Annotated in this window: 20 protein-coding genes; 14 read left to right on the forward strand and 6 right to left on the reverse strand. The window is 66.1% G+C overall.

Annotated elements, in window-relative coordinates:
- Positions 1 to 14 precede the first annotated feature (14 nt).
- Positions 15 to 1,583, reverse strand: a complete 1,569-nt coding sequence (aceB, locus tag J7643_04305) for a malate synthase A (GenBank protein ID MBO9539799.1) — start codon at positions 1,581 to 1,583, stop codon at positions 15 to 17.
- 258 nt (positions 1,584 to 1,841) lie between these two features.
- Between aceB and J7643_04310 the strand changes: the two genes are divergently transcribed.
- The 4 genes from J7643_04310 (at position 1,842) to J7643_04325 (ending at position 6,577) form a co-directional block, all read left to right on the forward strand.
- Positions 1,842 to 2,435, forward strand: a complete 594-nt coding sequence (locus J7643_04310) for a methyltransferase domain-containing protein (protein ID MBO9539800.1) — start codon at positions 1,842 to 1,844, stop codon at positions 2,433 to 2,435.
- A gap of 43 nt (positions 2,436 to 2,478) precedes the next feature.
- Complete coding sequence (locus J7643_04315; protein ID MBO9539801.1) at positions 2,479 to 2,826, forward strand: hypothetical protein; 348 nt, start codon at positions 2,479 to 2,481, stop codon at positions 2,824 to 2,826.
- A 116-nt stretch (positions 2,827 to 2,942) separates the two neighbouring features.
- Positions 2,943 to 4,382, forward strand: coding sequence for an RtcB family protein (locus J7643_04320; protein MBO9539802.1), 1,440 nt, complete (start codon positions 2,943 to 2,945; stop codon positions 4,380 to 4,382).
- Between the two features lie 20 nt (positions 4,383 to 4,402).
- Positions 4,403 to 6,577, forward strand: a complete 2,175-nt coding sequence (locus J7643_04325; GenBank protein MBO9539803.1) for an RNA-binding transcriptional accessory protein — start codon at positions 4,403 to 4,405, stop codon at positions 6,575 to 6,577.
- Here the strand turns inward: J7643_04325 and J7643_04330 are convergent.
- Positions 6,520 to 8,547, reverse strand: coding sequence for a PAS domain-containing protein (locus J7643_04330; protein MBO9539804.1), 2,028 nt, complete (start codon positions 8,545 to 8,547; stop codon positions 6,520 to 6,522). The two genes, J7643_04325 and J7643_04330, sit on opposite strands and share 58 nt — an antisense overlap.
- A gap of 229 nt (positions 8,548 to 8,776) precedes the next feature.
- On the opposite strand from J7643_04330, the gene J7643_04335 reads away from it, so the two are divergent.
- Together J7643_04335 and J7643_04340 are read left to right on the forward strand one after the other, a co-directional pair.
- The gene (locus J7643_04335; protein ID MBO9539805.1) at positions 8,777 to 9,400 is read left to right on the forward strand and encodes a response regulator transcription factor; all 624 of its coding nucleotides are present in this window, start codon (positions 8,777 to 8,779) and stop codon (positions 9,398 to 9,400) included.
- Between the two features lie 138 nt (positions 9,401 to 9,538).
- A complete protein-coding gene (locus J7643_04340; GenBank protein MBO9539806.1) occupies positions 9,539 to 9,733 on the forward strand; it encodes a hypothetical protein in 195 nt (64 codons plus the stop codon).
- 240 nt (positions 9,734 to 9,973) lie between these two features.
- Here J7643_04340 and J7643_04345 read toward each other — a convergent pair whose 3' ends face one another.
- Positions 9,974 to 10,654 carry a deoxynucleoside kinase gene (locus J7643_04345; protein ID MBO9539807.1) on the reverse strand — a complete coding sequence of 227 codons (681 nt, stop codon included), beginning with the start codon at positions 10,652 to 10,654 and terminating at the stop codon, positions 9,974 to 9,976.
- 92 nt (positions 10,655 to 10,746) lie between these two features.
- The gene (locus tag J7643_04350) at positions 10,747 to 11,646 is read right to left on the reverse strand and encodes a diacylglycerol kinase family lipid kinase (protein MBO9539808.1); all 900 of its coding nucleotides are present in this window, start codon (positions 11,644 to 11,646) and stop codon (positions 10,747 to 10,749) included.
- 144 nt (positions 11,647 to 11,790) lie between these two features.
- Between J7643_04350 and trpE the strand changes: the two genes are divergently transcribed.
- The 7 genes from trpE to alaS all read left to right on the forward strand — a co-directional run bounded on the left by trpE (position 11,791) and on the right by alaS (position 19,038).
- Positions 11,791 to 13,224, forward strand: a complete 1,434-nt coding sequence (gene trpE / locus J7643_04355; GenBank protein MBO9539809.1) for an anthranilate synthase component I — start codon at positions 11,791 to 11,793, stop codon at positions 13,222 to 13,224.
- A gap of 17 nt (positions 13,225 to 13,241) precedes the next feature.
- Complete coding sequence (locus J7643_04360; GenBank protein ID MBO9539810.1) at positions 13,242 to 13,877, forward strand: DUF47 domain-containing protein; 636 nt, start codon at positions 13,242 to 13,244, stop codon at positions 13,875 to 13,877.
- Positions 13,870 to 14,886 (forward strand): inorganic phosphate transporter, encoded by a 1,017-nt coding sequence (locus J7643_04365; protein MBO9539811.1) that lies wholly within the window; start codon positions 13,870 to 13,872, stop codon positions 14,884 to 14,886. Before J7643_04360 ends, J7643_04365 begins: the two co-directional genes overlap by 8 nt.
- A 395-nt stretch (positions 14,887 to 15,281) precedes the next feature.
- Positions 15,282 to 15,527 (forward strand): general stress protein, encoded by a 246-nt coding sequence (locus tag J7643_04370; protein MBO9539812.1) that lies wholly within the window; start codon positions 15,282 to 15,284, stop codon positions 15,525 to 15,527.
- Between the two features lie 175 nt (positions 15,528 to 15,702).
- Positions 15,703 to 16,035 carry a YtxH domain-containing protein gene (locus tag J7643_04375; GenBank protein ID MBO9539813.1) on the forward strand — a complete coding sequence of 111 codons (333 nt, stop codon included), beginning with the start codon at positions 15,703 to 15,705 and terminating at the stop codon, positions 16,033 to 16,035.
- An 18-nt stretch (positions 16,036 to 16,053) separates the two neighbouring features.
- Positions 16,054 to 16,326: a YtxH domain-containing protein gene (locus J7643_04380; protein MBO9539814.1), complete on the forward strand. Its 273-nt coding sequence runs from the start codon at positions 16,054 to 16,056 to the stop codon at positions 16,324 to 16,326.
- A 111-nt stretch (positions 16,327 to 16,437) separates the two neighbouring features.
- Positions 16,438 to 19,038, forward strand: coding sequence for an alanine--tRNA ligase (alaS, locus tag J7643_04385; protein MBO9539815.1), 2,601 nt, complete (start codon positions 16,438 to 16,440; stop codon positions 19,036 to 19,038).
- 65 nt (positions 19,039 to 19,103) lie between these two features.
- Here alaS and J7643_04390 read toward each other — a convergent pair whose 3' ends face one another.
- Positions 19,104 to 19,631 (reverse strand): hypothetical protein, encoded by a 528-nt coding sequence (locus J7643_04390; protein ID MBO9539816.1) that lies wholly within the window; start codon positions 19,629 to 19,631, stop codon positions 19,104 to 19,106.
- A gap of 204 nt (positions 19,632 to 19,835) precedes the next feature.
- Here J7643_04390 and J7643_04395 point away from each other — a divergent pair, with 204 nt between their 5' ends.
- Positions 19,836 to 23,273: an IPT/TIG domain-containing protein gene (locus J7643_04395; protein MBO9539817.1), complete on the forward strand. Its 3,438-nt coding sequence runs from the start codon at positions 19,836 to 19,838 to the stop codon at positions 23,271 to 23,273.
- 9 nt (positions 23,274 to 23,282) lie between these two features.
- Here the strand turns inward: J7643_04395 and J7643_04400 are convergent, their stop codons facing one another.
- Positions 23,283 to 24,098, reverse strand: a complete 816-nt coding sequence (locus J7643_04400; GenBank protein MBO9539818.1) for a glutamate racemase — start codon at positions 24,096 to 24,098, stop codon at positions 23,283 to 23,285.
- Positions 24,099 to 24,170: the final 72 nt, after the last annotated feature.

Here is a 24,170-nt window from a genome sequence, read left to right on the forward strand (position 1 = left end):
AAGTGGGGGGAACGTTAAGGGGTGAGGGCCTGATAGGCGCTCAGGGTCAAGAATTCCTCGAATTCGTCATTCAGCACCAGCTGGTCGAGCAAGGTGGCGGCCTCGGTCAAGGGCCAGGCGATCGTCCCGCGCAGGCGCGCAAGCTCCTGGTCGCGCACCGCGCGGTAGGTGGCGGCGTCGAAGCGGCGACCATCTTCGAGGGGGGCCTCCAGCATCCTCCACTGCCAGAGCTGCGCGCGCGAGATCTCGGCGGTGGCCGCATCCTCCATCAGGTCGTGGATGGCGACCGCGCCGTTGCCCTGGAGCCAGGCGCTCAGGTAGTGCAGGGCCACCTCGAGGTTGGTCTTTACTCCTTGAGCGGTGACGGCGGCCCCGGGTATTCGAACGTCCAAGAGGTCGTGGGCCGAAACCTCCCGCTGGGGCATGGCCGAGAGCTGGTGGGGGCGGTTCTCGAGGACGCGTTCGAACACCCCGCGGGCGATGGGCACCAGGTCCGGGTGCGCCACCCAGGTGCCATCGAAGCCCTCGAGGGCCTCGCGCTCCTTGTCCTCTTGGACCTTGCTCAGCGCGCGGGCGTTGACGACGGGGTCCTTACGGCTCGGGATATAGGCCGCCATCCCGCCGATGGCGTGGGCCCCGCGCCGGTGGCAGGTCTGCACCAGCCGCGTGGTGTAGGCCCGCATGAAGGGCGCCTCCATGGTCAGCTGCGCCCGGTCGGGCAGGAGGAAAGCCCGCTGCATGCCGAGCTTCTTGATGATGCTGAAGAGGTAGTCCCAGCGGCCGGCGTTGAGGCCCGCGATGTGCCCGCGCAGCTCGTAGAGGATCTCGTCCATCTCGAAGGCCGCCAGGATCGTCTCGATCAAGACGGTGGCGCGGACGGTGCCACGCGTCAGGCCGAGGGTGTCCTCGGCGAAGACGAAGACGTCGTTCCAGAGGCGCGCCTCCAGGTGGCCTTCGAGCTTGGGCAGGTAGAAGTAGGGCCCGGTTCCTCGCTCGCGAAGGGCCTGGGCGTTGTGGAAGAGGTAGAGCCCGAAATCGAACAGGCTGCCTGAGATCGGCTCCCCGTCGAGCAGGACGTGCTTCTCCGAAAGGTGCCAGCCGCGGGGGCGCACCACCAGGGTTGCCGGGCTATCCACCAAACGGTAGACCTTGCCCCCCGGCGCCTCGAAGCGGATGGTGCGGCGGACCGCGTCCATGAGGTTGAGCTGGCCCTGGAGCACGTTGTCCCATGTGGGCGAGAGCGCATCCTCCAGATCCGCCATGAAGACCTGGGCCCCGGAGTTGAGGGCATTGATCATCATCTTGCGCTCGGCAGGGCCCGTGATCTCGACCCGGCGATCCGTCAAATCCCGCGGGGCAGGGGCAACACGCCAAGTCTCCTGCCGGATGGCCTCGGTCTCGCTCAGAAAGTCGGGCAATTTGCCGGCGACGTAGTCGCGCGCGCGTTCTGAGCGCATGGCTAGCAAGGTCTTACGGTCGTTCTCGAAGCGCAGGGCAAGGCCCGCCACGAAGCGCAGCGCCGCCGGGGTGAGGATCCGCTCGTAACCGGGCTTGAGGGCCCCCGTCACCGCCAAGGGGTGCAGGTCTATCACACCATGCCTCCTCGCATGGCGCTAAAGAGAGGCGAGGCTTGAGAAAAGAGGCCTCACGCCGCTTCGCGCCGAAAACCGGGTTCGCGCATCGTAGCAAGGGCTTCGCCGGGGGGGATCGTGCACTTCCGCCGAACTTCGCGCGGGAAAAGCGAGAGGCCCGATCCGGCAACCATCGCTTTACAGGTTGCATGCCGCGCCCAGTGCGCCTACCATGGCCCTCAGCCTCGAAAGCGACCAAGGAGATAATCCATGACCGGCCCCGATCCGGCCTTCTGGGAAACCGCCTACCAACACAAGCACACCCCGTGGGACCTCGGCGGCCCGACGCCGGTCTTCGTCCGGCTAATCGCCGAGCAGGCGGTAGAGCCTGGCCGCCTCTTGATCCCGGGGGCCGGGCGGGGCTACGATGCCATTGCCTTCGCCAAGGCGGGCTTCGACGTCACGACGGTGGACGTCTCGCCCTCGGCCTGCGCCGAGCTGCGCGAGGCCGCAGCCGCAGCCGGCGTCTCGATCCGGGTCCTCGAAGCGGATTTCTTCACCTTCGTCCCCGAGGCGCCCTTCGACGCGGTGCTCGAGTACACCTTCTTCTGCGCGATCACGCCGACCCTGCGCGCGGCCTACCGCGATCGCATGGCGGCCCTGATCCGACCGGGAGGCTTGCTGTTCGGCCTGTTCTTCCCCTTCAACAAGGAAGACGAGGAAGGGCCGCCCTTCCGGGTGAAACGCGAGGAGATCGAGGCCCTCTTCTCGGACGCCTTCGTCCTGGAGCGATCCGAGCTGCCCTCCGACTCCATCAAGCCCCGCGCGGGCAACGAGCGCCTCATGCTCTGGCGGCGCCGGTGACAGGCCCGATCCCTCCGGGTATGATCGGCCAGAGGACCCACGCATGACCTTCATCGATCGCACCGACATGATCAAGGCCTCGCCGCGCGCCGAGCTGCAGCGCTTCGCCCTCTACCTGCAGGGCGATCGCGCCGACATCACCGTGCAGGGCGAAGGCGATCGCTGGCTCGTGGTCCTCTACAAGAACAGCGCCTTCGAGTCCCGGACGCACTCCTGGTGGCTCGAATCGAGCCGCGAGGCGGGCCTCAGTCTCGCCCGAGAGGTCGAGCGCTGCCTTCAGGGCGCGCGCACCTTCGAGGACGCCATCACATGCCTGCCCGAGACCCTGCGCGCCTCGGGGGTCCAGGTCCACGCGCCGGGCGCTTCGGAAACTGCCCCTCTCGATCTTTGAGCAACTTCACCATGGCCCTTCCCGCTGCCGGGCGCTAGCCTCGGGGGCGAAGCCGCGCGCCGCATAAAGCGCACGGGCACGAAAGGGGGCTTGGGATGGACGGGCCTACCTCGCGCATGCGCGCCGTCGAGGCCCTGGAGCGCCTCGACGCCTACTGCTGGCGCCTTCCGAAGCACTACCGCGCCGACATGCGGGTCGAGGGGCGCGTGTTCGTCAGCGATGCCCTGCTGGTGGGCCTGCACGACGACCTGTCGCTGGAGCAGTGCGCCAACGTCGCGACTCTGCCGGGCATCCAGGTCGCCTCGCTCGCCATGCCCGACATCCACCAGGGCTACGGCTTCCCCATCGGCGGGGTGGCCGCCATGGCCCTCGACGAAGGGGTCGTCTCGCCAGGCGGGGTCGGCTTCGACATCAACTGCGGGGTCCGACTGCTCGCAACCAGCCTCGAAGCGGCTGAGGTGCGGCCCCATCTCGACGCCTTGATCCGTGCGCTCGCCGAGCGGGTTCCGTCGGGGGCGGGCCGCCAGGGCGAGATCCGCCTGACGCCCTCCGAGCTCGACGCGGTCCTGCACGAGGGTATGGCCTGGACTCTCGCGCAGGGCTATGCCCTCCCCGAGGACCTCGCCCACTGCGAGGAAGGCGGCCGCTTGCCCCATGCGGCTCCCGGCCTGGTCAGCGAGACTGCGAAGCAACGAGGCAAGGGACAGCTCGGCACCCTCGGCGCCGGCAATCACTTCCTCGAAGTCCAGTGGGTCGAGGAGGTCTTCGACCCGAGCGCCGCCGAGGCCTTCGGGCTGCGCGCGGGGCAGGTGGTGGTCATGATCCACTGCGGCTCGCGCGGGCTCGGCCACCAGGTCGCCACCGACTACATCCGCAAGATGGGGCCCGCCATGGCCCGCGCGGGCATCACCCTGGTCGATCGGCAACTGGCCTGCGCCCCCATCGCCTCGCCCGAAGGGGAGGCCTACCTCCTGGCCATGGCGGCGGCCTGCAACTTCGCCTGGGCCAACCGGCAGGTGCTCGCCTCCCGCACCCGCGAGGTCTTCGCGCGCCTCTTTCCCGGCGCGAAGCTCGCGCAGGTCTACGACGTGGCCCACAACATCGCCAAGCTGGAGACTCACCGGATCGAACGGGTGGAGCGGCCAGTCCTGGTTCACCGCAAGGGGGCGACACGGGCCTTCCCGGCCGGGCACCCCGCCCTTGCGCCTGCCCACCTCAACACCGGGCAGCCCGTCTTCATCCCGGGGGATATGGGGCGCTACTCTTACGTGCTCGCGGGCCTTCCCGGATCCATGGAACGCAGCTTCGGCAGCTGCTGCCACGGCGCGGGGCGGGTCATGAGCCGGACCGAAGCGCGGGGGCGGCAGAACTTCTACGAGATCGAGGCCCTGCTCGCGAGCCGTGGGGTGGTCGCGCGTGCGGCGACGCGCTCGGGGATCACCGAGGAGGCGCCCGACGTCTACAAGGACGTCAGTGAGGTCGTGCGAGTGGTCGAGGGGGCGGGCCTAGCCAAGCGGGTGGTGCGCCTGCGGCCCATGGGGGTGGTGAAAGGCTGAGGATGTGGCATGCTAATGGCATGACCAAGCATATCGAAGACGCCTCCCTGTCCCAGGCCCTCGCCAAGGATCTCGGCCTCTCGCTGCCGCAGGCCGAGAAGACCATCGCCCTGCTCGACGAGGGCAACACCATCCCGTTCCTCGCGCGCTACCGCAAGGAAGCGACCGGCGGCCTCGATGAGGGCCAGCTGCGCGCCTTGCAAGAGGCCCTTTCGCGCCTGCGCGCCCTCGAAGAACGGCGGGCGACGATCCTCGCCTCGCTCGCAGAGCAAGGGGTGCTCAGCGACGAGTTGCGGCGCAAGGTCCAGAGCGCCGACAAGCTCACGACCCTCGAAGACCTGTACCTGCCGTACCGGCCCAAGCGCCGGACCCGCGCCATGATTGCCAAGGAGCGTGGGCTCGCCCCGCTCGCCGAACTCATGAAGCGCCCGCCCGCCGAGTCGCCTCTGGCGGCCGCGCGCCGCTTCGTCGCACCCGACCAGGAGGTTCCGAGCCCCGAGGACGCCCTCGCGGGCGCCCGGGACATCCTCGCCGAAGAAGCAGCCGAAGATGCCGACCTGCGAGGCCGTGCCCGGCGCGTCACCCTCACTGAAGGGCTGCTCAGCGCCAAGAAGGCACCCAAGGCCGAGGACCCGCAGGGCAAGTACGCCCAGTACTATGCCTTCTCCGAAGCGGTCGCCAAGGTGCAGCCGCACCGAGTGCTCGCCTGCGATCGCGGCGAGGCCGAGAACGTCTTGAAGGTCTCGGTCGAGCTGCCCGACGCGCGGATCCTGGCCTTCATGCAGGAGCGCTGGAGCGTGCGGGCCGAGGGCTGGCGCGCCGAGGTCGAGACCGCCCTCGCGGATGCCTACAAGCGTCTGCTTGCGCCCGCTCTCGAGCGCGACGTGCGCGCCGCGCTCACCGAGAAGGCCCAGGCGCACGCCATCACCGTGTTCGCCGCCAACCTCAAGTCCCTCTTGCTGCAGCCGCCGCTGCGCGGCCAGGTGGTGCTCGGGGTCGATCCCGGCTACCGCACGGGCTGCAAGGTGGTGGTCGTGGATCCCACCGGCACCCCGCTCATGCCGGGCATCGCCATCTATCCCCACGAGCCCCAGCGCCAGCGGCAGGAGGCGATCGCGACCCTGCGCGCCCTCATCGCCAAGCACGGCGTCACCGTCGTGGCCATCGGCAACGGCACCGCGAGCCGCGAGACCGAACAGCTGGTGGCCGAGGCCATCCGCGACACGGGCGCGCGCTACCTGATGGTCTCGGAGGCCGGCGCGAGCGTCTACTCCGCCTCCGAGGTCGCCCGCGAGGAGTTCCCCGACCTCGACGCCACCCAGCGCGGGACCATCTCCATCGCCCGGCGCCTCCAGGACCCGCTCGCCGAACTCGTCAAGATCGACCCGCAGGCCATCGGGGTGGGCCTCTACCAGCACGACCTCAACGAGAAGGCCCTCGGATCGGCCCTCGCCGGGGTCGTCGAGGACGCGGTCAACCACGTGGGCGTCGACCTCAACACCGCCTCGGCAGCGCTCTTGACCCACGTGGCGGGCCTCAACAAGAAGGTCGCCGCCGCCATCGTCCAGCAGCGCCAGAGCCAGGGCCTTTTCAAGCGCCGGGCGGACCTCAAGAAGGTCAAGGGGCTCGGCGATCGCACCTTCGAGCAGTGCGCGGGCTTCTTGCGGATCCCGGGCGGCGAGGACCCCCTCGACAACACGGCCATCCACCCCGAGTCCTACAAGGCGACGCGCCAATTGCTCGAAACCCTCGGCCTCTCGGCCGCGAGCAAGGACCTCGGCACTCGCCTCACGGCCGCGCGCACCGACGCGCCACGCCTGGCGAGCGCGCTCGGCATCGGTGAGCCGACCCTGCGCGACATCCTTTCCAACCTCGAGAAACCCGGCCGGGATCCCCGTGAGGACCTGCCGCTGCCGCACCTGCGGCAGGACGTGCTCAAGCTCGAAGACCTCAAGCCCGGCATGCGCCTGATGGGCACCGTGCGGAATGTGGTGGACTTCGGCGCCTTCGTGGACATCGGCGTCAAGAACGACGGGCTGGTGCACGTCTCCGAGCTCTCGGACCGCTTCGTGCGCAACCCGCTAGAGGTCGTAGGCGTCGGCGACGTGGTCGAGGTCGAGGTGCTCGACATCGACCGTCAGCGCGCCAGGGTCTCGCTGAGCCGCAAACGCGTCTTGATCGGCAGCGCCACGTAGAAGGTGCTGCCGACCCCCACCTCGCTCTCGACCCAGATGCGCCCGCCGTGCGTCCGCACGATCTCGCGGCTAATGGGCAAGCCCAGGCCGATGCCCCCGCGAGCGAGAGGGCGGGGGTGTACCTGATGGAAGGGGTCGAAGACCCGGTAGAGATCCTCGCTCGGAATCCCCCGGCCCTGATCCCGAACGGCGAAGCGCACCTCCTCTCCGTCGGCGACTGCTTCCATGCCGATCCGCGAGCCGGCGTGCGAGAACTTGATGGCGTTGCCCACCAGGTTCACGAGCACCTGCATGATCCGCTCGGGGCAAGCCTCAAAGGGGATGACGGGCGAAGCGACGTCGAGCGTGATCCCCGCCTCGTCGGCGAGCCCTGCGAGCGAAGCGGCCGCCTCCTCCAAGAGGCTGGCGGCATCGCAAGCAGTCGCCTCGATTGGCAGCAATCCAGCCTCTAAGCCCTCGAGCGAGAGGACATCATGGGTCAAGCGCACCAGACGCTCGGCATTGTGCGCGGCGATCGCCAGCATGCGCCGCCCCTTCTCGGCGGCCGGGTCGCAACATCCCACCGTCAAGAGACGGACTGCGCTCTGGATCGCAAAGAGAGGGGTGCGGATCTCGTGGCTCAGGGCCTTGATGAAGTCGCTCTTCTGGCGTTCCAGGGCCTTACGCTCGCTGATGTCCCGCGCGATCCCGATCACTCCGACGATCTCGCCGGTCTGGTCCCGGTAGGGGAACTTGACCACCGAGAAACTCCGGATCCCTTCCGGAAACTCCATCGTGGTGTCGTAGACCGTCGGCTGGCCCGTCTCGAGGATGCGGGCATTGGTCTCGAGCACACGCTCCAGCACGTGAGGCGGCAGGTCGTAGCCGGACGGCTGGCCGATGATGCCCTCGATCGGCCTGCCGAGGGCCCTGGCATACGCCGGGTTGACGTTGATGTAGCGCCAGTTGCGATCGAGGATGAAGATAAGGTCGGTGGCATGCTCGTACACCGAGCGGATCGTGGCCTCGCGGATCCTGAGCTCCTGCTCGGCCCGCCGGGCCTTGTAGCGCGCCTCGATCCCCGCAGCCACCACCGGCAGCAGCGCCTCGACCAACGTCACTTCTTCGAGCGGAGACGTGCGCAAGGCCATCAGGACCCCGTACACCTCCCCGGCCGCATTTCGCAGGGGAGTTGCCACGCATGCTTCCGCCCCTTCCAGCAGGGCCGAGACCCCGGGAAACAGACGCCACACCTCCTGCTTCCAGGTTTGCGCGCCATTCACGAGCAGCGGCTCGATCGGCGTGCCCGCCACCGCAAACTCCACCTCGGGCAAGATTTCGCCGCGGCAAAAGCGTGCTACGGTCCTCATGCGCTGCCGAGCCGGGTCCGCAAACTCAGCGATGAGCACCCCGTCCATGGCCAGGACCTCGGCCAGGAAGCGCGCTTGAAGGGGGTGGTGATCGCCGTTCGGGTCGCTCGCCAAGCCCTGCATGAAGGAGAAGAGCGCTTGCTCTGCACGGTCGATGAAGCTCGGGTCTCGCCACTCTCGCAGTGCAAGCCGGGCAAACCCCGCCAGATCGTCGAGGGCCTCACGATCCCCGGCCTCGAAGGCACGCGGCGTCTGAGATAGCGCCCAGAGAAAGCCAAGGCGCTCCCCTGTTCCGTTGAAGAGGGGATAAACCATGGCCATGCGCAAGGCATGGCGCTCGCCCTGCGCAAAGCGCTCGTCTTTCCGCACGTCCGCCACCAGGAGAGGGGCCTGCTGCCGATCCGCCTGACAAAGGAAGGGCACGAGCAAGGCGTCGCCCACGGACAGGGACCCGACGTTCACCAGCAGCGAAGGACGCTCGGGCGGTCCGACGCAGACCCCCGCAGCCGCAGCGTCGAGCGTGCGCGCGGCCATGCGCGCGAGTCGCGCGAGGTCCTCCCGCACGTGGAGATCCGCGCCGACGCTCGCCTCAGGATTCACGGGAAAGGTGTTCGACCCCATCAGCGTACACCTAGTGACCAAGAGGGGATAAGAAATGGCTTCTATCGTGACCACAACATTGTCGATAATTACTCAAGAATACGGCTCCGTCCGAATGAATCGCGATCACGAGGGGTAAGATCTGTTCTATACTTCCCATTCTGTTTCACTTTAATCTGAAACCGCAATTTATTAACGCATTCTTCACTCAATCACGGCGTGTTTGGCATAGAAGCGAGCGATCTTCCCCATGTCTGAAGCTAATCCCCGCATCTTGCTGATCGACGATCAGGAAGAATTGCTCGAAACCCTGGACGAGTGGCTGCGCTTCAGTGGCTATCGGACCGAGACAGCTTCCGGCGGTCAAGAGGCGCTGGAGCAGCTCCGGCGTGCGCGCTTCGACGTGGTGGTGACCGACCTCCAGATGCCGGGCATCACGGGCCTGGAGCTGCTCAGCCTGCTCAAGCAGCAGGACCCGACCCTCGAAGTCATCTTCCTGACGGGGCAAGGGACCATGGCGGACGCCATCGAGGCCCTGCGCGAAGGGCGGGCCTTCGACTTTCTCCAGAAGCCCCTGCGCGACCTGAACCACCTCAACGCGGCCATCGACAAGGCCTTCGCCCAGAAGCAAGCCAAGGCCCGCTCGCGCCAGACCGGCCCCCTCGCCTTGCCCGAGCACGTGGAGCCGCTGAGCACTCGTGAGGTCGAGATCATCCTGTTGCTCGCCCGTGGGCTCGACAACCGAGAGATCGCCGATCGCCTCGTGCTGAGCGAGAAGACGGTGAAGAACCACCTGACGCGCATCTACGAGAAGCTCAAGGTCTCCAACCGCACCCAGGCGGTCATCCTTTGCCAGCAATACGGCATCATCTGAGGCAAGCAGGGAAGCAGGGGCTTGAAAACACTGTTAACAATCCCCTGTACGAACTCCAAAAACGTGCTAATATGGATTTAATAGAGTTGTGCTCTAGGGTTTAGTCGTCGTCTCTCCCCTTGAATGGAGGATCTGCAGATGGAAACTACCGCTACGCTGCCCACCGGCCTCACCGTCAACAAGGCGATCGCCATGTGGCAAGCCAGCAACCCTGCCGCGGCCGTTTCCTCGGAGACGTACCGCCCCGACTACGCCCTCTTCGGCGCCGGCGAGTTCCACGGGATGACCAACACCCGCTATCGCCGCCCCCGCGCCCCCAAGGCCAAGGCATAATGACCCGGCCCGACACGCCGTTCAGCCCCGAGCCCAACGTCAATCTCGACATCTGGCTCGTCGTGCTCGGGACCGTCGCCCTCTCGACGATCATCGCCATCGTCATGAGCTACGCCCCTTAATCGCCCCCCCTTCGAAACGCGCCAGGCAATTGCCTGGCGCGTTTCACTTGTATCTACCTAAATCGAAACCGCCCACCTCTCGGAGGTGGGCGGTTTTTTCACGCAGGAAAACTGAAGGCTAGACGGGCATCGCCCCGCGCAGACCGAGACCGGGCAGCAGGGGCTGCTCCGGAGCCACCCGCATGGCTTCGATCATGTCCAGGATGTAGCCGAAGTCGTGGTAGGAGTTGACGAAGTCCAGGTCATCCGCCGGCAGGATCAGCTTGGGGCAGAGGTCGAAGGTCTGGATCCAGTCCTCGTAGAGCACGTTGAGCTGCTCAAGGTACTCGCGCGGGATGCTCGCCTCGTAATCGCGACCGCGCTTGGCGATCCGTCGCAAGAGGGTCGGCACCGACGCCCGCAGGTAGATCAAGAGGTCGGGCGGCGGGCACGAGGGGATGATGCCGTCGTAGATCCGCTGGTAGGTGTTGAAGTCCCGCTCGTTCATGATGCCAGTCTGATAGGCGTTCTTCGCGAACATGGCGGCGTCCTCGAAGATCGAGCGGTCCAGGATCGCCGGCCGGCCGCTGGCGACGACGCGGCGGTAGGTCTCGATGCGGGTCGAGAGGAAGTAGACCTGCAGGTGGAAGCTCCACTTGTGCATGTCCCCGTAGAAGTCGTCGAGGTAAGGGTTGTCATCGACCGACTCGTACCAGGGCACATAGTTGAGCTTATCGGCGAGCCACTTGGAAAGCGAGGACTTGCCGCAGCCGATGTTCCCCGCGATCACGATGACCTTGGGCTTGGATTCGACCTGCATGGGGGACCCTCTCGAAGCGAAAGACGGCATGGGATGGACGCTCCCATGATAACACCGAGCGAGGGTCTAGCGCGGCCCCGGTTTGAAACGAATCACGAAGCCGAAACGACGACCCTGAGGGCCTGCGGGCACATCTCGACCGTCAAGGGCAAGACTCCGCGCAGGTCCCCGTCCAGCTGGTAGGGCACGGGGCGCGCCGAGCGAATCTCGACCTGCCGGCAGTGGAGCGTCTCGATGCGGGAGAAGCGGGTGGGGACCCGCAACAGCACCCGGATGAGCCCGAAGATCACGTGGTACCAAGAGCGGGTCCTGAAGACGCACAGGTCGAAGTACCCGTCGCGCACGTCCGCATGCTCGGCCACCGAGGCGTTGGATCGCCCGTAGAGGCGGGTATTGGCCACCACCAGCATGTAGACCAGCCGGCGCAAGCGCTTGCCGCCATCCACCCGGATGGTCATGCGGGTCGCGCGGTGGCTCACGAAGGCCTGGATCCCCGCGAGGGTGTAGGCCATCTGGCCCGCCAGGCGCTTGAGCTGCGGCCACATGGAGATGACGGTGACCGCGTCGTAGCCGATGCCGACCATCAAGGCGAAGTACCGGCCGTTGGCCTTCCCCACGTCGATGGCCATCACTTTGCCCTGGAAGGCCACCCGGGCCGCGGCCTGGAAGTCGGCCGGCAACGCGAGCTCGTTGGCGAGAATGTTGCTGGTGCCCCCGGGAATGATTCCGAGCTCCACCTCGGTCCCCGCCAGAGCCTGCAGGGCTTCGTTGATCGAGCCGTCGCCGCCCATCACGACCACGCGCCGGATGCCCTGGGTGATCGCCTCGCGTGCGAGCGCCTCGATGTGCCCCTCGCCCTCGCTCAAGAAAATTCGGGGCTCCCAACCCGCCTCGCGGGCAAGCTCCTCGAGCCAGTCCCATTCGGCCCCGCGGGTGCGCGTGGGGCCGGAGACGGGGTTCAAGATAATGGCGATGAGAGGGGGGTGCGACATACTCGGCATTGTACCGGAAGCAAGCCAGCCCCACCTCCAATGCTAAGCATTGTGAAGGAAAAAATGCCGAAAAACCGCTTGCCTGGCCGAAGCTGGGTGCTACACTACGAGTAGCCCCCGAGAAAGCGAGGCTTTTGGACCCCCATGAAGGTCATCCCCACTTTCGAGCAATTCGAGACGACGGCGCACCAGGCCGCGCGTCACGTGCTCTACGCCGAGATCAGCGCCGACCTGGAGACGCCCGTATCGGCGTACCTCAAAGTGGCGGGCTCTCGCGCACCGGCCTTCTTGCTCGAAAGCGTCGAGCAGGGCGATCGCCTCGGGCGCTATTCCTACATCGGGTGCGAGCCCGAAGAGGTCTTGCGCTTCGGCCCCGAGACCAACCCCTATCAAGCCCTCAAGCTTCTCATGCAGGCCTCGATCCAGGCCTCCGGCCCTGACCTGCCCCCTTTCGCAGGCGGGGCCGTCGGGTATTGGGGGTTCGAGACCGTTCGCCACCTGGAGCCCGCTGTCGGCGAAGCGCCGCCGGACGACATGGGCCTGCCTGAGGCCGCCTTTCTCCTGACGCGCAGCCTCATCGCCTTCGATCATGCCAAGCGCACCATGCGGGTCATGACGATCGTCCGGCCGGACGGCGACCCCGCCCGGGCCTACCAAGAAGGATGCGACCGGATCCACGCCTGGATCGAGCGCCTGCGCGCGCCCCTCGTCGCCGACCCCCTCCAGCTCGCCGAGCACCCCGAGCCCCTCGTCCCCGACTCGACCCTGACGCGCGAAGGGTACTGCGCGATGGTCGAAAAGGCCAAGGAGCACATCAAGGCCGGGGACATCTTCCAGCTCGTCGGCTCACAGCGGCTGAGCGCTCCTTATTCGGGCGAGCCCTTCGCGCTCTACCGCACCCTGCGCACCGTCAACCCGAGCCCTTACATGTTCTTCCTCGACTGGGGCGACTTCCAGCTGGTCGGCTCAAGTCCCGAGGTCATGGTGCGGCTCGACGGCCGCACCGCGACGGTGCGCCCCATCGCGGGCACGCGCCGCCGGGGGCTCGACAGCGACGAGGCGCTCGGCAAGGACCTGATGGCCGACCCCAAGGAGCGCGCCGAGCACGTCATGCTCGTCGATCTCGGGCGCAACGACCTGGGTCGCGTCTGCAAGCCGGGCTCGGTCAAGGTCGACGACCTGATGGCCCTCGAACGCTTTTCTCATGTGCTGCACATGACCTCGACCGTGACGGGCGAGATGCAGGACGGCCTCGACGGCCTCGACCTGCTCGCCGCCTGCTTCCCCGCGGGCACCGTCTCGGGTGCGCCCAAGGTCCGGGCCATGCAGCTCATCAACCAACTCGAACCGTTCAAACGCGGCCCCTACGCGGGGGCCGTCGGCGTACTCGGGTACGACGGATCGATCAACACCGGCATCACGATCCGCACCATGGTGGTGCGTGACGGCCGGGTGCACGTTCAGGCGGGAGCCGGCATCGTCGCCGATTCGATCCCCGAGAACGAATACCAGGAAACGCTGAACAAGGCGCAGGCGATGCTGCAAGCGTTGCAGCTCGCACCGATCCCCTCGACATAAGGAGCCACACAGGTCCCATGTTTAGCCTCATTCCCCGCGAGGAGACCTTCTTCGACCTCCTCGAAGCCTCGGCCAAGAACGTCATCGACACCGCGCGCCTCCTGCGCGACATGGTTGAAGACTACCGGAACCTCCCCGACCGCTTCCAGAAGATCCGCGACAGCGAACATGCGGGTGACCGCGTCACCCATCAGATCATGGACAAGCTCAACCGGACCTTCGTCACCCCCATCGACCGCGAGGACATCCATTCGCTCGCGTTCGCCCTCGACGACATCGTCGACTCGATCGAGCTGATCGCCGATCGCTTCATCCTCTACAAGATCGAGAAGCCCACCGGCATGACCATCTCCCTGGTGCGCATCCTGGTGCGCTGCTGCGAGGAGATCCACGCGGCCATGGGCCTCCTGCGCACCCCCAAGCGGATGAAGGAGATCCTCGACCACACCATCGAGATCAACCGCCTCGAGAACGAGGGCGACCAGCTCTCGCGCGCGGCCCTCGAGCGTCTCTTCGACCAGCCGGGTGACACCCCTGCGGCGATCCTGGACGTGATCAAGTGGAAGGAGCTCTACAACGTCCTCGAGGAAGCCATCGACTTCACCGAAGACGTGGCCGACCGCCTGCACGGAGTCGTGATCAAAAATGCCTGAGGTTACGATCGCGCTCCTCGTCCTGGTTATCTTCCTGGCGCTGGCGTTCGACTTCATCAACGGCTTCCACGACACCGCCAACGCCATCGCCGCGTCGGTCTCGACCGGCGTGCTCACCCCCCGGCGGGCCATCCTCATGGCCGCCATCCTCAACTTCCTCGGCGCCATCACCGTTGGCACGGCGGTCGCCAAGACCATCGGTAAAGGCATCATCGACCCGGTCTACGTGACTCAGCCCCTGATTGTCGCCGCCCTCTTGTCGGCGATCTTCTGGAACCTGGTCACCTGGTACTGGGGCCTGCCTTCCAGCTCCTCGCACGCCCTGATCGGCGGCATCGTGGGGGCGGGCATCGCGGGCCACGGCTTCGGCGCCATCCACTGGCTCGGGCCCAAGAGCTTCTCCAACATCGTCCAGAGCCTGGTGCTCTCCCCGGTGCTGGGCTTCGCGATCGCCTTCACCATGGTGATCGGGCTTTACTGGATCTGCCGGCGCTTCCTGCCGCACCAGGTCCGTGACGGCTTCCGGGTGCTGCAGATCTTCGCGGCAGCCTTCATCAGCTTCAGCCACGGCTCCAACGATGCCCAGAAGGCCATGGGCATCATCACCATGGCCCTGATCTCGGCCGGGATGCTCAGCGACTTCACCGTGCCCACCTGGGTCATGGTTGCCTGCGCCATGGCCATGGGGATCGGGACCGCCTCGGGCGGCACCAAGATCATCAAGACCATGGGCACCAAGATCGTGAAGCTGCAGCCCATTCAGGGCTTCGGCGCCGACATGACCTCGGCCTTCGTCATCACCCTGGCCTCCCACTTCGGCCTGCCGGTCAGCACCACCCACGTGGCGGCGGGCTCGATCATGGGCGTGGGCTCCACGCGACGCTTCAGCGCGGTGCGCTGGGGGGTCGCCGGCAACATGGTCACCGCCTGGATCGTGACCATCCCCATCACCGCCACCCTCGCTTACATCTTCTACTGGTTCCTCATGTCGGTGCTGCACCTGCACTAGGACCCGGCGGATTCATGCCAGAGGGGCGCTCCGACTTCGGAGCGCCCCTCTTGTCTCGACGGGGCCTAAAGCGATGATGAAACGCCTTTGGTTACTTCCTCTAAGGCCCTGCCATGCGCCTGCTCGATACCGACAAAGTTGGCCGGTTTTCACCAGGAAAGGGCCGATGGATATTGCCAGAGGGCATGGGGTATGCTAAGCTTCCTTCATAAAACTTCATAAGCCTGGGTGCATTGGCTACAACCCCGCAATCTTCTGGCATTCCCGCAACCAGCCTTGTTGAACGACTCCAGCATCGCCGTCGCGCGGCCAACCGCGCTGAACCCTCGGCATCGGAAAGGAGCGTGTCAACAATGGTTGGAAACAAGCCAGGACCAGCCAAAGGCGATCCCCGCATGGTCGAAGCGGGCCGCCGTGGCGGTCAGACCGTCAAGGAAGAGCGCGGTCGCGAATTCTTCCAGCAGATCGGCAAGAAAGGCGGGCAGGCCACCAAGGCCAAGTACGGCCCTGAATTCTTCTCGAGCATCGGCCGCAAGGGCGGCGAGGCCGTGAAGAAGGAGCGGGGCGTCGAGTTCTACTCGTCCATTGGCCGCAAAGGCGGCTCGACCTCCCGGGCGGGCAGACGAAAAGTCGTCAAGTAACCCATACACCTGAAGGCCGCTCCCTCTGGGGGGCGGCCTTCAGGGTTTCACGCACAGCGGCTCGGCGGGCCGAGATTCGCGCTCTCATCGGCTTTACAGGCGCAGAGGGCGCCCCCTATAATGCAGCTTGGGAGATTCGGCAACGGCTGCCGACTTCGTGTGTAGGAGGGTCCAAATGGAACGTCGATCCGCTTCGGGGCTCGAAGTACTGGGTAGCTTGGTGATTGGCGCCGTCGGCGGCTTCGTGCTCGGCATGCTCTTGGCTCCCCAGTCGGGCAGCCGCACCCGCGAGCAGGTGGCCGAGAACCTGGGCGACATCTCGCTGCGCGCCAATGAGCTCGCCGAGAACGTCAAGGGCAACACCGAGAGCCTGCTCAACACCACCCGCACCACCATCGAAGAGAAGCTCACCCTCCTCAGCGAGGCGGTGGAGGCGGGCCGCAAGGCGGCCGCCTACAAGCGCGAAGAGCTGATCGAGAACGACGGCCCCGCCCCCGAACAGGCCTAAGAGGCTAGGAGACTCCCCATGAGCGCGAAGCGCAACCTCACGTTTTACGCCACGGCCCTGATCGGGACCGCTCTCGGCACCGCCGCGGGCCTCCTGCTCGCGCCCAAGTCGGGCGAGGATACCCGCAAGAAGCTCAAGCGGATGGCGGGCGAAATCAGCGAGCAGTTCCCCTCCATGGAGGACCTGCGCCTCAAGGGGCGCCAGGTCCTCAAGAACGCCCCCGATCTGATCGCTTCGCGCCGCAAGCGTCCTAGCAACATCATCCAGCTCTACCGCGAGAAGGAAGACTAACCCTTTCCTTCGACGCGCAGCACGCGAAGCCGCCCCGGGCCACGCTCGGGGCGGCTTCGTCGTGTTAGAATCGAAGGAAAAGTGTCCAGCCCCACGTTTCGAGAAAGGGACATCGCCTTGTCACTCAGCGGCCACGAGATCCGGGACAAATACATCGAATTCTTCAAGCGCAAGGCCCACGCGCACCTGCCCAGCTCCTCGCTGGTCCCCAAGAACGACCCGACCGTCCTGCTGACCACGGCGGGCATGCTGCAGTTCAAGCCCATCTTCATGGGTGTCGAGACCGCCCCCAACCCGCCCCGGGCCGTGACCGTCCAGAAGTGCTTCCGCACCACCGACCTGGACAACGTGGGTCGCACCGCGCGCCACCACACCTTCTTCCAGATGCTCGGCAACTTCTCGTTCGGCGACTACTTCAAGGCGCAGGCGATCGCCTACGCCTGGGAGTTCCTCACCGTCGACCTGGCGCTGCCCAAGGACAAGCTCTGGGTCTCGGTGTTCGAGACCGATGACGAAGCCCTCGAAATCTGGCGCGACCAGATCGGCGTCCCCGCCAACCGCATCGTGAAGCTCGGCGAGGAGGACAACTTCTGGGCGGCGGGCCCCACCGGCCCCTGCGGCCCCTGCTCCGAGATCTACGTGGACCTGGGTCCCGCGGCCGGCAACGGCAACCCCGACGCCCGCCTGGGCGAGGATGACGATCGCTTCCTCGAGGTCTGGAACCTGGTCTTCATGCAGTACAACCGGGACGAGGCGGGCACCCTGACGCCCCTGCCCTCCCAGAACATCGACACCGGCATGGGCCTCGAGCGCATCGCCTCGGTCCTCCAGAAGGTCCCCACCAACTACGACACGGACCTCGTCAAGCCGATCATCCTCAAGGCGGCCGAGCTGGCCGGCGTCACCTACAGCGCCGACAAGGAGAAGGACGTCTCCCTCAAGGTCATCGCCGACCACATCCGCGGCGCGGTCTTCTTGATCGGCGACGGGGTGGTTCCCTCCAACGAGGGCCGCGGCTACGTCCTGCGCCGGATCATGCGCCGGGCCATCCGCCACGCTAAGCTGCTCGGCATGCAGCGCCCCTTCCTCGCCGAGCTCGGCGAGCTGATCATCGGGCACTACGCCTACTACCCTGAGCTGCCCGCCCAGAAGGACTTCATCCTGCAGAGCCTGGTGGCCGAGGAGACTCGCTTCAGCCAGACCATCGACCGCGGCTCGCAGCTGTTGCAGAACGCCTTCGACACCTTCGGCGCGGACAACAAGGTCATCCCCGGCGAGACCGCCTTCGAGCTGTACGACACCTACGGCTTCCCCTTCGAGCTGACCGTCGAGCTCGCCGCCGAAAAGGGCTACACGGTCGATGAGACCGGCTTCCACGCCGCCATGGAGCAGCAGCGCGACCGCGCCCGCAAGGCGCGCGAAGAGGCGGGCGTCACCTTCTCGGCCGTGGACCTCCAGACCAAGGAGGCCACCCCCTTCAAGGGCTACGTCTCGACCGAAGAGACGGTCGAGATCCGCGAGGTCTTCACCGACAAGAGCGGCCGCACCGGCGTGGTCCTCGACCACACCCCCTTCTACGCCGAGTCGGGCGGCCAGGTCGGCGACCAGGGCCTGATCGGCACCGCCCGGGTGGCCGATACCCAGAAGATGGGCGCGACCATCGTTCACCTGCTCGAAGCGGGCAGCGAGACCCCCAAGGTCGGCGACCGCGTTGTGGCCAAGGTGGACCTGGCGCTGCGCGAGGCGACCATGCGTCACCACACTGCGACCCACCTCCTGCATGCGGCCCTCAAGCAGGTGCTCGGCCCTCAGGTCAACCAGGCCGGCTCCTTGGTCGGTCCCGACGAGCTGCGCTTCGACTTCACCTTCGCCCGGGCCATGACCCCCGAGGAGATCGCGAAGGTCGAAGACCAGGTCAACGCCGAGATCTTCGCCAACCGCGCGGTCGCCCACATCGAGATGAGCCTCGCCGATGCCCAGGAGTCGGGCGCGGTGGCCCTCTTCGGCGAGAAGTACGGCGACACCGTGCGCGTCATCGACGTGCCCGGCTTCAGCAAGGAGCTGTGCGGCGGCACCCACGTGCACGCCACCGGCACCATCGGCACCTTCAAGATCGTCCGCGAAGAAGGCATCGCCGCCGGCATCCGTCGCGTCACCGCGGTGGCGGGCGGTGCAGCCCTTTCCTACTTCCGTCGCCAGGCGGATGCGGTGGCTGCGGCCGGCTCGCTGCTCAAGGCCTCGGCCGAGGAGCTGCCCGATCGCATCGAGAAGCTCCAGGACAAGCTGAAGACCACCGAGAACGAGGTCAAGGCCCTCAAGAGCCGTCTTGCGGTCGCTCAGACCGAGTCGCTCTTGGACGGCGCCGTCACCCTGGGTTCTTTCCGCCTGATCAGCGCCGTGGTGCCCAACATGGCCCCCGACGCGCTCAAGGGCGCGGTCGAGCACCTGCGCGACAAGCTCAAGTCGGGCGTGGTGGTCCTCGGCTCGGTCGAAGACGGCAAGCTCGCCGTGGTGGCGGCGGCCTCCGACGACCTGGTTAAGGAAGGCGCGCACGCGGGCAAGCTCATCGGTTCGATCATGGGCCTGGTGGGCGGCAAGGGCGGCGGCAAGCCCCAGATCGCCCAGGGCGGCGGCGGCGAAGCCGGCAAGCTGAGCGAGGCGATCGCTCAGGTCGAGGCGCTGGTCGCTCAGCAGCTCCCGATCAAGGCGTAGCCGCAAGACCAGAAACCAAAAGGCGGGCCCCCAGGTGGGGGCCCGCCTTCTTTCAGGGCTGGTGCTCAGCGAACGGGGAAGAGGTCGGGGGCGCTGGCGGCGGTGAGCTTACGCGCAAGCTCCAGCTTGATCTGACCCTGGTTCCGGCCAAGGCCCTTGCGCTCGGCGCTGAGGCGCACGCCGGAGTCCAGCTTGTACTTGAGTGCCACGCCCACCTTGGGCAGCCCGCTCACCGAGTAAGTGCCGATCTTGAAGTAGGCAGGGCGGGAAGCATCCGAAAGGTAGAGGGCTCCGTCCTTGCCCAGGTAGATGACGCCGAGGAAGCCGTCCTCTCCCTTGACGCTGACGCCGAGGGTGGTGGCCACCACGGTCGGCTGGAGTGGCGCCTTGGCCGTCAGGGTCAGGGTCAGGTGGTCGATGCCGGTATCCCAGCCCTCGAAGGGCCCCACTTCGCCGCTGAAGCTATCGAACATCTTGGCCTGCATGCCACCTGCCTCGCTCGCGTTCACGGCCCCGCCCACGGGCGCTTGACCGCAGCCGGCCGCGACCATGCCGATCAAGGTCAACCCGACGATCCCCGCGCGCTTCCACATGGTCAAAACTCCTGTTCGTACGAACTGTGACGACTACTGTCCTCACTATCGGACGGCTGCTCGAAAGCATTCTTAAGAAGACATCAAGAACACGCTAAATCAAGATGTTCACCCGGACCGGTGAAACACTTCGCGAGGGTGGGTAAGGAGAGAATATTGAATTAAAAACGATAAATAATATTCAAATCAAAGGAGGAGAACGCCATGCGCTACCTCTCGCTGATGCTCGTTTGTGTCTTCTTCCTGGCCGGATGCTTGGCGCCCAACTTCAGGGTTCCTCTGAGTGGGCGTTCGAGCGGCGCTTCGCACGGTTCCCCCGATCTGATCGGCTACGTCGGGACGGGGCCACTGCGGCCGTTCGAGGCGCCCGCCATGAAAGGCAGCGTGAGCTTCGCGAGCCGGCGCGCGCAGGGCACGCTCGAAGAGGTGGCCGTTGGCGCCACCGTCTCACTGATCAACACCGGCAGCAACCAGACCGTCATCACGGGCTTGACCGATGCTCAGGGCAACTTCGTGCTCAACATGCCCAAGGGCTTTCGACCGGACGGAACGGCGGTCTATTACCTGGAGGCCTTCAAGGGAATCGGTGGTAACCTGCCCGGCAATTCCGCCATCCGGGTGCGGACGGTCGCGATGTATCGAAACAACGGCTGGGTGACGATCAGCAGCACCCGGCCCAACGATGGCATTCGCCTCAGCCCCGGATCGACCGCCCTCGCCATTGCCGCCGCCTTGCTCAAGGACGCCGGGCGCAGCGTGTCCCTCGATCAATTGATCGGGCGCATCACCGAGAGCGGCTACACCCCCGTCGACGGCCTCACGTTGGCAGACTTCGAGGGCGTGCGAACCATCGTCGAAGGGTGTCTCGCCGATCGGCGCGATCCGATCGCGGGCGTCGGCTTCAACACCGCGACCAACACCTGGGTGCAAGCCGGCGGCAGCAGCCTGGTCATGACGGTCACCGCCGTCGATCCCACCAGCAGCGAGCGCGGCACCTTGGTGACCTTCACGGGGCAAGGCTTCACGCCCGGGAGCACGGCGGTGGTGCGCTTCAACGGCGCTCCTCAGAACGCGCTCAGCGTGAGCGCCACGGCCGTGGGGGTCACCGTTCCGGAGGCGGCCACCTCGGGGCAGACCTCGGTTCAGATCGGCAACTTGATCGCGCTGGGGCCCACCTTCAAGGTGCCCGTCAAGATTGACGCGCTCTCCCGACTGGACGGGGGTCCGGGCACCAGCGTGACAGTGACCGGCACGGGCTTCGACTCCTCGAATCGCGACCACAACGAGGTTCGGTTCGGTGGCACCAAGGCCACCGTCACCCAGGTGACGGCGACCAGCCTCGAAGTCACCGTGCCGGCCGGCGCGTTCGCAGGACCCGTGAGCGTCTCGGTGTTCGGCAGTGACGCCAATAGCCCCGATCCCTTCTACCCCACCCTGGACTTTACGAGCTTCAGCCCCACGAAGGCGGAGCCCGGCAGGTCCATCACGCTCAAGGGCACCGGCTTCCACAAGGATGCCGGGTCGAACGAGGTGCACTTCGGGACCGTCCTCGCCGAGAACGTGACCCTAGAGAACGACGAACTCAGCGTAAAAGTTCCCCAGAACGCCGTGAGCGGCGGCATCTCGGTCACCGTCAACGGCATCACGGCGAACCTTACGGGCTTTGTGGTTTTGGGTACGGAGCAACCCTTCTCGAACCCCAACATCCAGACGATCGCAGGCACCACCCAGCTCACTGGGAGCATACAGGCAACGAATTGGCCCATCTCCGGGCGTGACATCGCGATCGCTCAAGACGGCACGCAGTACGTCGCGAGCCCGCAGGGCGTGTACAAGGTGACGACCGGTGGCATGGCGAGCCTCCTGGTAAGTAACGCGGAGCTCAACAACGCCGAGCCTCAGAGCGTGGCCTGCAAGGGAGACGAGGCCCTGTACATCAGCACCGAGCAGCGCATTTACCGCTACACGTCAGGAAGCGGCGTCACCTGGATCGCAGGCAACGACACTTGGGTTTCCTCGGGCGACGGCGGGACGGCCAACGGCGCTGGAATCGAGAAGGGTGGGGATCTGGCCCTCGATCACGACGGCAACGTGTACTTCATCGATGCGTGGCGGATCCGCAAGATCGACCTCCTTGGCTTCATCAGCACCATCGCGGGGAACGGAACCTACGGCGACGGTGGGGACGGGGGCCCCGCCGTGAATGCCATGTTTAGATCCCCGAGCGCCCTGTGCATCGCCCCCTCGGGGGATATCTATATCGCGGATACCGGCAACTACCGGATCCGCAAGATCAACGCGAGCGGGACGATCACCACCGTGGTGGGCGACGGTGGGCAATTCAAGCCGAACGACGGGCTCCCGTTAAACATCTCGATTCGGCCAACAGGCCTTACCTTCGGCACGGATGGGCTGCTCTACTTCTCGGACACGCGGCAGATGAAACTGCGTACCTACAACCCGACGGCGCCATCGGTCACGAATAAGGTGATGAACGGCATGAGCTACGAGAACGCTTCAGGCGCGACAAAATCGCTCACGGGTTTCAATCCGCAACAGGTTGCGAGCTCTCCCCAGGGCGAGGTGTACGTCACGATCACGAATAGCGTGCTGAAGCTCACGGTTTCAAGCGGAGCGCTGCGGATCGCCATTGGAAACGAGACGGCCGGCTTCGCCGGAGAAGGGGCGGAAGCATTGCTCGCGCGCCTTAACTCGCCCGAGGGCATTGCGAAGGACCAGAGCGGAAACCTCTACGTCGCCGATACCAACAACAATCGCGTCCGGAAGATCGACCCCAATGGGGTCATCACCACGTTCGCAGGCGATGGGACAAGCGGGGGAAATGCATACAACGAGATGATGGCGACCGCGGCATCGCTCGGTCGAATCAGCGACGTGGCCGTCAGCAGCCAGGGGGTCTACATTGCCTGCACTGACTCTCACCGGGTCTGGCGCGTGGATGGCCTCGGAAAACTGCGGGAGGTGGCCGGTAACGGGAGCCCCGGCTTCAGTGGCGATGGTAACCCGGCAACCGTCGCTCAGCTCTGGTACCCGAGCGCGATCTGTCTCGATCAGAGCGGCAACCTCTTCATCGCGGATCGCGACAACAACCGGATCCGCAAGGTCGACACAAACGGCGTGATCACCACCGTGGCGGGCAACGGCGATTGGTCCTACGGCTCGGATGGCAACCCGGCGCTTTCGCAAGGGCTCGGAACGCCGAACGGGATCGCGTGCGATGCGAATGGCCGGCTGTACGTCTCGGATCAGGCGAATCATGCCGTCCGTCGGATCGAGGCGAATGGCATCATCTCGACCGTGGCGGGAAGCTCTCGCATGTCGGGTTTCAGTGACGGCGACGGCACTGCCTACTCGGCCCAGCTATTCGAACCGACGAAGCTCGTGACGGACGGCGAGAACCTCTACGTGCTGGACAGCGGGAACCACTGCGTCCGCCATATCGACGCCGCGGGCCAGATTCGGACCTTGGCGGGGACCCCTCAGGTGCAAGGCTTTGGCAACGACGGGGGGTCCGCGAACCAAGCGCAACTGGATGGGCCCAAAGGCATCTTCCTGGATGTGGCCGCAGGGCGTCTGCTGGTGGCCGACAGCGGCAACCACCGGATTCGCAGCATCAAGTGAAGCGATGGGCTAGCGCGCGAGCGGCAGGGCTTCCTTGACCTGGATGCCCTCGACCCGGTCGATGACCTCGCCGAGCAGTCGCTTGGCCGAGTGCAGGAAATCGACCGGGTCGCCGCTGACCATGATCCGGTGAGGGGCTTTGCGCTCGGTCGCAAGCAGCTCGTTCGCCGCGAGGATGTCGCCGAGCGCGCGGACGGCCTCTTCGGCCGGGTCCACCAGCCGTACGCCGTCACCCAGGATCCCCGCGATGACCTTGCGCAAGAAGGGGTAGTGGGTGCAGCCGAAAATCAAGGTATCGAGCTTGGCGTCCAAGAGGGGCGCGAGGCTCTCGTAGACCGTGGCCTCCGCCTCGGGGCCCTCCCAGATGCCCGCCTCGATCATGGGCACCAGCTTGGGGCAGGCGAGCGGGAAGACCTGGCAAGGTTGCTCTAGGGCCTCGATGGCGCGCAGGTGGGCGCGGCTGCGGATGGTCGCCTCGGTCGCGATGACCCCGATCCGGCGGCCCTCGGTGGCCGCTGCGCGCGCTCCGGCTTCGATCAAGCCCAGGATGGGAACCGGGCACTCGGCGTCGAGTACCGGCAGGGCGATCGCCGAGCTGGTGTTGCAGGCGACGACCACCGCCTTGACCCCCTGGTCCAGGAGGATCCCCAAGATCTCGCGGTTGAAGGAGAGGAGCTCCTCGACCGAGCGGCCCCCGTAGGGGACCCGCGCCGTGTCGCCGATATAGGCGATCGCCTCCTCGGGCAGCTGCCGGAAGACCTCGCGCGCGACGCTCAGGCCGCCGAGCCCGGAATCGTAGAGGCCAATGGGTGCAGCGGTCTGCAAGCGTGAGTTTCCTCGTGGCGATCGGGGGGACGTTGGAAGAACCAGTTTATCACCCGTTGCAAGCGGGTGCCA

The organism is bacterium (genome assembly GCA_017744355.1).
Taxonomy (GTDB): Bacteria; Cyanobacteriota; Sericytochromatia; order S15B-MN24; family UBA4093; genus JAGIBK01.